This window comes from Spirillospora sp. NPDC049652 (genome assembly GCF_040675125.1).
Lineage (GTDB): Bacteria > Actinomycetota > Actinomycetes > Streptosporangiales > Streptosporangiaceae > Spirillospora.
The window spans coordinates 1-1,128 of sequence record NZ_JBFAOF010001537.1; the positions used below are offsets into that span (position 1 = coordinate 1).

The following is a 1,128-nucleotide window of genomic DNA, read 5'->3' on the forward strand; positions in this document are numbered from 1 at the left end:
GACCTGCTCGCCGCCGGGGCGGGCCTGACGCCCGCGCGGACCCGCGCGGCGCTCACCCAGCTCGGGACGTCCGGCCGCGTCGGCTTCGACCTCGCCGAGGCGGCGCACTTCCACCGGGAGCTGCCGTACGACGCGCGGCGGGTGGCCGCGATGAACCCGCGCCTGCGGGCTGCCCGGGCGCTGGTGGAGGAGGGAGCGGTCCGCTTCGGTTCGCCGGAGGTCGCGCACGTCACGACCGGTGAGACGCGCGTCGTCCGGTTCGACGGCGACCGCGTCACCTGCACGTGCCCGTGGTGGCTGGACCATCGCGGCGGACGCGGCCCCTGCAAACACGTCCTGGCGGCCCGCATCGCCCGCGAGCCCGCCGAGGACACCGCCGAGGACACCGCTGACGAGACCGCGGGCCCGAGCCCGCGCGCGACGACCGGAGGGCAGGCGTGAACGAGGGCGTCCGCGAGGCGATCACGGCGGGACGGAGCGGCACGGCCCTGCTCCGCATCCAGGAGCTGGAGCCCGCCGAGCGCCGGCGGGTCGGCGCCGAGCTGCCCGCTCTGCTCCGCGAACTGCGCGAGCGTTCGACGTACGGGCTGATCGAGGGGCCGGTCGCGGACGCGCTGCTGCTCGCCGGTCTCGCCGCGATCTCCGGTGCCGCCGCCGCGGCGAACTGGCTGGCCCGTTCGGACCTGGTCTGGCAGGTCGTCCGATGGGAGCGGGGAAAGCGGGTCCGGACACCGAACTTGGAAGCGGCGGTGGCCGGCCGTCCGGAGGAGTGGGTCGCCGACGTGGTGCGGCGGGCCGCCGGGCGGATTCGCGACCGCTGGCAGCACGAGGGGCTCTGGACGGCCGTGGCCGCGCTCGTCCCGCTCGCGGGCGGGACGCCTCCGACCGACGACATGTTCGTCCTCGGGTGGACGCGGTGGGCGCCGGACCTTCCGTGGAGGCTCGCGGACGACCCGTTCACGGACACGCTGGTCCCCCGGCTCTTCGAGGTGGACGGCGCGGGCGACGCGAGCTGGGTGGAGCCGGTCGCCGCGCTCGTGGCGTCCGGCCGCCTCGACCGCGCGGAGGTGCTGGACCAGTGCGTCCGGCGCCTGCTGCGCGGCGGACGCGCCCAGGACCTGCGCTGGT

2 protein-coding genes are annotated in these 1,128 nt (G+C 77.0%); both read left to right on the forward strand.

Features of this window, described 5'->3' with window-relative positions:
• The coding region (locus tag AB0J52_RS41740; protein ID WP_500188830.1) for an SWIM zinc finger family protein at nt 1-441 on the forward strand (441 nt) is incomplete at its 5' end.
• The coding region (locus tag AB0J52_RS41745; RefSeq protein ID WP_500188831.1) for a hypothetical protein at nt 438-1,128 on the forward strand (691 nt) is incomplete at its 3' end. The genes AB0J52_RS41740 and AB0J52_RS41745, both read left to right, overlap by 4 nt.